General features: G+C 70.8%; 5 protein-coding genes and 2 pseudogenes. 4 read left to right on the top strand and 3 right to left on the bottom strand.

Features of this window, described 5'->3' with window-relative positions:
- Positions 1-30: 30 nt before the first annotated feature.
- Positions 31-564, top strand: a complete 534-nt coding sequence (locus STRTUCAR8_RS43075; RefSeq protein ID WP_044473880.1) for an NUDIX domain-containing protein — start codon at positions 31-33, stop codon at positions 562-564.
- Between the two features lie 6 nt (positions 565-570).
- Here STRTUCAR8_RS43075 and STRTUCAR8_RS43070 read toward each other — a convergent pair whose 3' ends face one another.
- Positions 571-2,940 (bottom strand): glycoside hydrolase family 31 protein, encoded by a 2,370-nt coding sequence (locus STRTUCAR8_RS43070; protein WP_006382744.1) that lies wholly within the window; start codon positions 2,938-2,940, stop codon positions 571-573.
- Positions 2,941-3,121: 181 nt separating this feature from the next.
- On the opposite strand from STRTUCAR8_RS43070, the pseudogene STRTUCAR8_RS43065 reads away from it, so the two are divergent.
- A pseudogene (locus tag STRTUCAR8_RS43065) lies at positions 3,122-5,094 on the top strand (acetoacetate--CoA ligase).
- A gap of 20 nt (positions 5,095-5,114) precedes the next feature.
- Here STRTUCAR8_RS43065 and STRTUCAR8_RS43060 read toward each other — a convergent pair.
- Both STRTUCAR8_RS43060 and STRTUCAR8_RS55310 read right to left on the bottom strand, forming a co-directional pair.
- On the bottom strand, positions 5,115-6,047 hold the full coding sequence (locus STRTUCAR8_RS43060; protein ID WP_241784722.1) for an aminotransferase class I/II-fold pyridoxal phosphate-dependent enzyme: 933 nt from the start codon (positions 6,045-6,047) through the stop codon (positions 5,115-5,117).
- A 177-nt stretch (positions 6,048-6,224) separates the two neighbouring features.
- Positions 6,225-6,434 (bottom strand): annotated as a pseudogene (locus tag STRTUCAR8_RS55310) (GntR family transcriptional regulator); the annotation flags it as partial.
- Positions 6,435-6,487: 53 nt separating this feature from the next.
- Here STRTUCAR8_RS55310 and STRTUCAR8_RS43055 point away from each other — a divergent pair.
- Complete coding sequence (locus STRTUCAR8_RS43055) at positions 6,488-7,753, top strand: MFS transporter (RefSeq protein WP_277814671.1); 1,266 nt, start codon at positions 6,488-6,490, stop codon at positions 7,751-7,753.
- A 22-nt stretch (positions 7,754-7,775) separates the two neighbouring features.
- The coding region (locus tag STRTUCAR8_RS43050) for a hypothetical protein (RefSeq protein WP_006382745.1) at positions 7,776-8,523 on the top strand (748 nt) is incomplete at its 3' end.

Here is an 8,523-nt window from a genome sequence, read left to right as displayed (position 1 = left end):
CCGTCCACATGATCGGATACAGTCCGCGGCGTGTCCGTAAATCAACTTTCAACCGACAACTCCGCGCCGAACTCCCACTGTTCGCGCTGCGGAGCGCCCTACGGAGAGGGCGTTTCCGGCTGGCCCCGTACCTGCCCCGCCTGCGGCACCGTGGCCTACCGCAACCCGCTGCCCGTCGCAGTGGCACTCCAGCCCGTGTACGACACCAAGGGCGCCGCCCTCGTCGTCATCACCCGGACCATCGCCCCCGCGCGCGGAGGCACGGCCCTGCCCGGCGGGTACGTGGACCACCGCGAGGACTGGCGCCAGGCCCTGGTCCGCGAGCTCAGGGAGGAGACGGGCATCGAGGCGGCGAGCCGCGACGTCCGTCTCGCCGACGCCCTGAGCTCGCCCGACGGGCACCTGCTGCTCTTCGGCGTCCTGCCGGAGCGCCCCGCCGACCAGCTGCCGCAGTCCGCCGCCACGGACGAGACGGACGGCTGGCACCTTCTGCGCAGGCCGGAGGAGCTCGCCTTCCCGCTCCACACGGTGGCCGCACGCGCCTGGTTCGAGGGCCGCTACTGAGCCCGATCAGCGCCCCTGGAGCCCTCGTACACGCACGGGGTGGGGCGGCTGCTCGCTCACGCCGTCCTCCCCCTCCCGCTCGACGACCACCCGCTCTCCCTCCCAGCGCGTGACGTACCGCTCGATCTCCGGCTCCTCCCACCCCTCACCCGCGTCCGGCACGACCAGCCCGCCTCCGGTACGTCCGCGGGCGGGCGCCCACGCCTCCAACTCCAGCCCGCCGTCGTCGCCCCGCACGGGCACGACGGCGCCCGCGCGCGCGAGAACCGGGATGCGCGACAGAGGGGCGTCGACCAGCACCTGACAGGGCCCCTCGTACGCCTGCTCCGTCGCCGTGTCGTACCAGCGCCCGCGCGGCAGTCGCACCGCACGCCGCCCGGCACCCGGGTCGAGGACCGGCGCCACCAGAAGAGAGTCACCCAGCAGGAAGGCGTCCTCGCAGTCCCGCAGAGCACGGTCCTCGGGCGCCCCCCACCACAACGGACGCACATAGGGCGCCCCCGTGCGGCGCGCCAGATGCGCCAGCGTCATGAAATACGGCAGCAGGCGCCGACGTTCACCGAGCGCCACGCGCGCGTGGGCGAGGACGTCCGGACCGAACTCCCAGGGCGCCCCCCGTCCCGCCCGCAGACTCGTGCGCGTACGGAACAGCGGCAGGTAGGCGCCCAGTTGCAGCCACCGCAGATACAGCTCCGGCGACGGACTCCCGTCGAAACCGCCCACATCGGATCCCGAGTGGGGCACCCCGCACAGCCCGAGGCCCATGACCAGCGACAGTGACGAGCGCAGCCCCGGCCAGCCCGCCGCCACACCCGCGGACCACGCTCCGCCGTAGCGCTGCATACCCGCCCACCCGGAGCGGGAGAACATGAACGGCCGCTCCTCGGAGGCGAGTTCGCGCAGCCCTTCGTAGGCGGCCTGGGCCATGCACAGGGCGTACACGTTGTGTGCCTCGCGATGGTCCCCGCCGTGTCCCTCCAGCGCGTGGCGTGCCGAGCGGGGCAGGGTCGACTCTCCGAACGCGGTGAAAGACGTGGGCTCGTTCATGTCGTGCCAGAAACCGGCGAATCCCTGCCCGAGCCGCTCCTCGTACATTCGCCCCCACCAGGCACGCACGCGCGCGTGCGTGAAATCGGGGTAGACCGACTCACCGGGCCACGCGACTCCCCGCACCGGCTGCCCCGACGCGTCCCGTATGAAAACGTCCTCCGCGCTACCGCTGTCGTACACCGCGTTGCCCGGCTCGGCCCTGACCGCCGGGTCGACGACCGACACCAGCCGTATGCCGTCCCGCCGCAGATCCTCGGCAAGGGCCGGCAGCTTGGGAAACTGCTCCTGGTCGACCGTGAACACCTGGTGCTCGTCGAAGTGGCCGATGCCGAGGTGGACGGCGTCGAGCGGCAGATCGTGCTCCTGACAGCCCGTGACGATCCGCCGCACCTCCTGCTCACCGCCGACGCCCCGGTACGCGTGATGATGGCCCAGAGCCCACGCGGGGGGCAGCGCGGGCGCTCCCGTGAGGGTGGCCCAGGTGTGGAGCACGCGCGCGGGGGTGCCCACCATCATCCAGCAGCGCAGCGGCCCGCCGTCCGACCGCAGTTCGCACGTCCCGGCCCTGTCGTGGCCCGAACCCGCCCCTTCCTCACCCTCCCGCAGGGTCACCGTGCCGTCCCAGGAGGTGTCATGGAACACCAGATGGGTCGACGCGTCGGCCACCACCAACTGCACCGGCATGGTGATGTGCAGCGGATCCTCGTCGGGCCGGAAGGCACGACCGGGATCCCTGTTCCACAGGCGGTACGTCCCCTCGCGCAACCGGGGCCCCGAGGCGCGCCCGCCGAGCCCGAAGAACCGTGCGTCCGCGGCCACTTCGGAGCGCTGCATCCAGCGGCTCGGACCGCCGCCCACGGGATCCCACCACCGCGGCGGAAGTTCCCGTCGCAGGCTCACCCCTCCGGGGGTCAGCACTTCCACCGCACCGTGCCGGGAGACCACGACCGTCACCCGCTCGGCCACGACCCGCCAGCCGCCCTCCGTGTCCGGCTCCAGCGAGGCGCGGGGATCCGGCTCAGGACAGCGGTCGGCGAGTGCGTACGACGGCTCGGGACCCGCCCCGTCCCAGCCCCAGAAGACCGCCCCGGTGACGGCGACCATGACCCGCAGCTCGGACCTCGCGAACCGGATGACACCGCCACCCGGTCCCGGCTCCACCTTCCGTACGGGCCCGGGCACCCGCGCGCGCTCGGCGCCCCGCGGCGGCAGCCCGGCGGCGTCGAGACGCCTTCTGCGCCAGGCGGCCCGAACGGTGCGCAGCCCCTGGGCAGCCCCCGCCGAACCGACCGCCTTCACCGAACGCACCAGGTCACGACCTTCCATGCTGCTCAGCCTGCCACTGACTTGCCCCGATGGACGCACTGTTCAGCAGCCGTTCACCCCGGTAGGGACCACATCTTCATCTTCACGACACGGCCCCCGCGCGGCGCACCCTGGTGCCGGAGTCGATCAGATGGCATGGTCCGTGTCAGCCGTGTCACGCGCACAGTCCGGGAGCCGCCCCATGCCCACCACGAACCCCGCGCCCCTCTGGCAGCCCGACCGAGAACGCATCGCCCGGGCCCGGATCACCACGTTCCAGGCGTGGGCGGCCGAACACCACGGAGCCCCCGCCGACGGCGGCTACGCAGCACTGCACCGTTGGTCCGTGGACCGGCTCGACACGTTCTGGCAGGCCGTCACCGAGTGGTTCGACGTGCGCTTTTCGACGCCCTACGCGCGCGTGCTCGGCGATCGCACGATGCCCGGCGCGGAATGGTTCCCCGGCGCGACACTCAACTACGCCGAGCACGCCCTGCGCGCCGCCGACGCCCGCGCGGACGAACCGGCCCTCCTGCACGTCGACGAGACCCACGAACCCCACCCGGTGACCTGGTCCGAACTGCGCCGCCAGGTCGGCTCCCTCGCCGCCGAGCTCCGCGCACTCGGAGTGCGCCCAGGAGACCGCGTGAGCGGCTACCTCCCGAACGTTCCCCAAGCCGTGGTCGCCCTGCTCGCCACGGCCGCCGTGGGCGGCGTGTGGACGTCCTGCGCCCCCGACTTCGGCGCCCGCAGCGTCCTCGACCGCTTCCAGCAGGTCGAACCGGTCGTGCTGTCACCGTCGACGGTACCGCTACGCGGAAGGAGCACGACCGCCGTGACACGGTCGCCGAACTCCGCCGCGAACTGCCCACCCTGCGCGCCGTGGTCCACATCCCGCTGCTGGGCACCGAGCCTCCCGAAGGTGCCCTGGAGTGGTCCGCCCTCACATCCGCGGACGTGACACCCGTCTACGACCAGGTCGCCTTCGACCACCCCCTGTGGGTGCTCTACTCCTCGGGCACGACCGGCCTCCCCAAGGCGATCGTCCAGTCCCAGGGCGGCATCCTCGTCGAACACCTCAAACAACTCGGCCTGCACTGCGACCTGGGCCCCGAGGACCGCTTCTTCTGGTACACGTCCACCGGCTGGATGATGTGGAACTTCCTCGTCTCCGGCCTTCTGACGGGCACCACGATCGTCCTCTACGACGGCAGCCCCGGCTATCCCGACACAGGGGCCCAGTGGCGGATCGCCGAACGAACGGGGGCGACCCTCTTCGGCACCTCTGCCGCGTACGTCATGGCCTGCCGCAAGGCCGGCGTGCACCCGTCGCGGGATTTCGACCTCTCCAAGGTGCAGTGCGTCGCAACGACCGGATCGCCGCTGCCCCCGGACGGATTCCGCTGGCTGCACGACGAGTTCGCGGAGGAAGGGGCAGCCCTGTGGATCGCCTCCGTCAGCGGCGGCACGGACGTGTGCTCCTGCTTCGCAGGAGCCGTGCCGACCCTGCCGGTGCACATCGGTGAACTCCAGGCGCCCGGACTCGGCACCGACCTCCAGTCCTGGGACCCGAACGGAAACCCCCTCGTGGACGAGGTCGGTGAACTCGTGGTGACCAACCCGATGCCGTCCATGCCCATCCACTTCTGGAACGACCCCGACGGCAGCCGCTACCACGACAGCTATTTCGACACCTATCCCGGAGTGTGGCGCCACGGCGACTGGATCACGCTCACCTCGCGCGGCTCAGTGGTCATCCACGGCCGCTCCGACTCCACACTCAACCGCCAGGGCGTACGTATGGGGTCGGCCGACATCTACGAAGCCGTCGAACGGCTGCCTGAGATCAAGGAATCCCTTGTCATCGGTGTCGAACAACCCGACGGCGGCTACTGGATGCCCCTCTTCGTCCACCTCACGCCCGGAGCCGTCCTCGACGAGGCACTGCTGACCCGTATCAAACAGGCCATCCGTGAACAGCTGTCCCCGCGCCACGTCCCCGACGAGATCATCGAGGTCCCCGGCGTTCCGCACACCCTCACCGGCAAACGCATCGAGGTCCCGGTGAAGCGCCTTCTCCAGGGAAGCCCCCTGGAGAAGGCGGTAAACCCCGGCTCCATCGACAACCTCGACCTGCTGCACTTCTACGAAGAGCTGGCCCGCAAACGCGCCTGACCAGCTCACGGAGACAGCGGTCAACCGCCGTAGGTGGCCTCGGACTCGACCAGTACAGCGGCGAAGTCCGAGGCCAGCCGCGCCGCGTCGGCCGGCTGGAGGTCGGCCACCGAGATCCGCACCGCCGGCCCGGACACGAGCCGGAACCGCGCGCCGGCGGCGACCCACCAGCCGTACGACCGCAGTCCGTTCACCACTGCGGACTCGTCCGGCACGGGCACCCACACATTCATCCCGCTCGCTCCCTGGGCCGGGATCCGGTGCCGTTCGAACTCCTGCAGAAGGGTGTTCCGCCGCAGCGAGTACGTTTCCCGCGCACGCGTGCCCAACGCGCGCGTGCCGTCGTCCGTCAGCAGCCCGTACACGGTCTCCTGGAGCAGATGGCTGACCCAGCCGGACGTCAGCAGCATCCGTCCGTCGTGCCGGGCCAGCGTGGTCGGGTCACAGGCCGCCGCGGCCCACCGCAGGTCGGTCCCCAGGAACTTGCTCACCGTGCGGACATGCACCCACCGGGCCAGTCCACCCGACGTCAGCGTGTACAGGGGTGCGTCCGCGACGGCGGACGCGTGATCGTTCTCCACCACGAGAACCTCTGGCGCGCTACGGAGCACCGCGACCAGCGCGTCCCGGCGCGCCGCGGAGAAGCACCCGCCGCGGGGATTCTGCGCGCGCGGACTGCACACGACGGCCCGCACACCCGCCCGCAGTGCCTCTTCCAGTGCTTCCGGAAGCAGCCCTTCGTCGTCCACGGCTACCGGGACGTTGCGCAACCCCAGAGCGGTCACCAGATCCAGCAGATGGTGGTAGCCGGGGTCCTCCATGGCCACGGCATCGCCGGGGCGCAGCTCCACCGACAGCAGCCGCCCGATCAGATCCAGCGCACCGTGGGCGAAGGCCACGTGCTCGGTCGGCACTCCGTCCGGCCCGAGCCAGTCCCGGACAGCGTCTTCCAAGCGCGTCAGCCGGGGCGTCGCGCGATGCGACCTGGCACCGGGGGAGAGGTGTGAAGGCGGTACCAACCGGGGGAGGAGGTCCGGATCAGGGTGCCCGCCGGCCAGGTCGCGCAGTCCGTCCGGCACCCTCGGAGGCCGCCGTGAGGCGACCGCGGGAGCGGCAGCCACGACAGTCCCGCCACGACCTCGCGTGACGACGATCCCGCGCCGCCGCAACTCCTTGTAGGCCGTCGCAACAGTCCCCGGACTCACCCCCAGACCGTCGGCGAGCCGACGCACCGGAGGCAGCGCGGCGCCCGGCCCCAACAGCCCCTCGGACACGCCTCTTTCGACGGACGAGGCAATTCCCTTGGCCGTCGTACCACTGATCCCATATTGTGTTGCCACGTTGGCAAGTATGTATCAGTACATAAATTGAGGCAAGAGGGGACGTGCATCCGATGCGTCGTGCGGCAGCCTGGACCGACCGTGTACCAGGAGGCCCCGACGGCCGCAAAATGCTCCTGATCACCCTCGTCGACCGCATCGGCAGCGGACTGTGGGCATCCGTCTCCGTCCTGTACTTCACCTACGTCTCCGGCCTCTCCGTCGCGGAGGTCGGCACCCTCGTCGCCGCGGCGGGGGCCATCGGCATCGCCGGAGCACCCATGGGCGGCCGTCTCGCCGACCGCTTCCCGCTCACCCGCGTCCTGGTCGCCGTCCAACTGATGCGTGCTCTGGCCTCGTTCGCCCTGCTCACGACCGATCACTACGCGGTGCTCCTCGCGTGTACGGCCGCCGGCGGCTTCGGCGACCGCGCCTCCAGCGTCATCACGAAGCTCTATGCCACCCGAGTCGCCGGACCGGACCGCGTCCGGTACCAGGCGGTCAACAGGACCGCCGCCAACGCCGGTTGGGCCCTGGGGGGACTCGCCGCTGCCGCGGCCCTGGCCCTCGGCTCCACCGCGGCCTACCGATGGCTGCTCGTCGGCGACGCACTCTCGTTCGTCGCCATCGCGACTCTCACCGTCCGCTGTGCGGAACCGCCCTCGCCCTCCCGCACGGTCATCACGTCGTCCGACCCGACCCCCACGGCCAACCCGGCGAACCCGTGGCGCGACCGCACCTACCTCGCCTACGTCGCGACCGAGGCCGTCCTCTTCCTCGACGACGCGGTCTTCAAAGTCGGGCTGCCCCTCTGGATCGCCCACACCGGCAGCGCACCGACCGGTCTCGCACCCCTGCTGATGGTTCTCAACAACGTGATGGTGGTGGTTTTCCAGGTCCCCCTGGCCCGCCTCGGCGCCACCACGAAGGCAGCCCGCGCACTGCTGCTCCCGCTCTCCGCGGTCTTCGCCCTGGGCGGCGCCACCATGGCCCTCTCGGCAACCGGTACGGCCACCTCCGCGACACTCTTCCTCGCAGCCTCGGCCACCGCCTTCACCCTGGCCGAGATGCTCCACGCCACCGTCTCCTGGGAACTCTCCGTCGCCCTCGCCTCCGACACCGCCCAGGGCTCATACCTCGGTGTCCACGGACTCGCGCAAGCCGTCCAGCGCAGCATCGGACCACTGGCCGTCACGGCGGCCATCACCACCGGCCCGCTCGGTTGGACCACCTTTGGCGCCGGCATCGCTGTGACCTGCATGATCCAGCACCGCGTCGTGCGCGACCGCCTGACTGAAAAGGCATTGTCAGTGCCTCCGATTACTGTGAGTGAGCATTGATCGACAGCGCACAGGGGGAACCATGGCGAACACCGGGCAATCAACCATGCGGCGCGTTCTGCGCCGCGAAATCGCTGCCACCATCGGCCTGCTCACCGACGAGCACGACTTCCGGGCGATGCGGCGCTACCGCACCTTCACCTTCGACAACCACACGGCCTACCTCCGGGAGGTCGAGGCTCTCCTGAAGAGCCTCGCCGACCAGGGCAATCACACCACCGTCGCTCTCTTCGACCCGGAGGAGTACGCCGAATTCTGCACCGCCACCGGCCTCGACCCGGACGCCCCGACCAGCCGTACCCGCTTCACAGCGGAACTCGCGACCACGGGCCCGACCGTTCCGTATGACGGCCGACCCCTCGCCGAACTGCTCCCGGACCTGGTCGACGAGGCCGTCCGACAGGCGACCTGGGAGTACGCCGCCACTCTCCTGGCGCGTATCGGCGCATGCGCGTCCTGCGGTGAGGACATCGGGCGCGCGGCCTTCGCCCGTGCTTCGAGCCTTCTCGTCCGCATCATCGACACTGCCCCACAGGGCAACAGGCATCTCGTCTGCAGTGTCACGACCCCGGTCGAAACGCTGATCGCCGTCCTGCACGCCGACGACGACAGCGAGGGCGCCACAGAACTCGACGAGGCGGAAGCCCTCGAATTCACGACGGTCCTGGCGCTGGGACTCGCCACGGAGAGCCCCGGCGGCCTCGTCATGCGCACCACCGCCCCCGGCGCCAGCGACCGTATCTACGGCTGGCGCCTGCGCGCCGACGGCG

This window comes from Streptomyces turgidiscabies Car8 (genome assembly GCF_000331005.1).
Classification (GTDB): domain Bacteria; phylum Actinomycetota; class Actinomycetes; order Streptomycetales; family Streptomycetaceae; genus Streptomyces; species Streptomyces turgidiscabies.
Note: the sequence above shows the minus strand (reverse complement) of the source record. Positions and strands in the feature narration are given on the sequence as shown.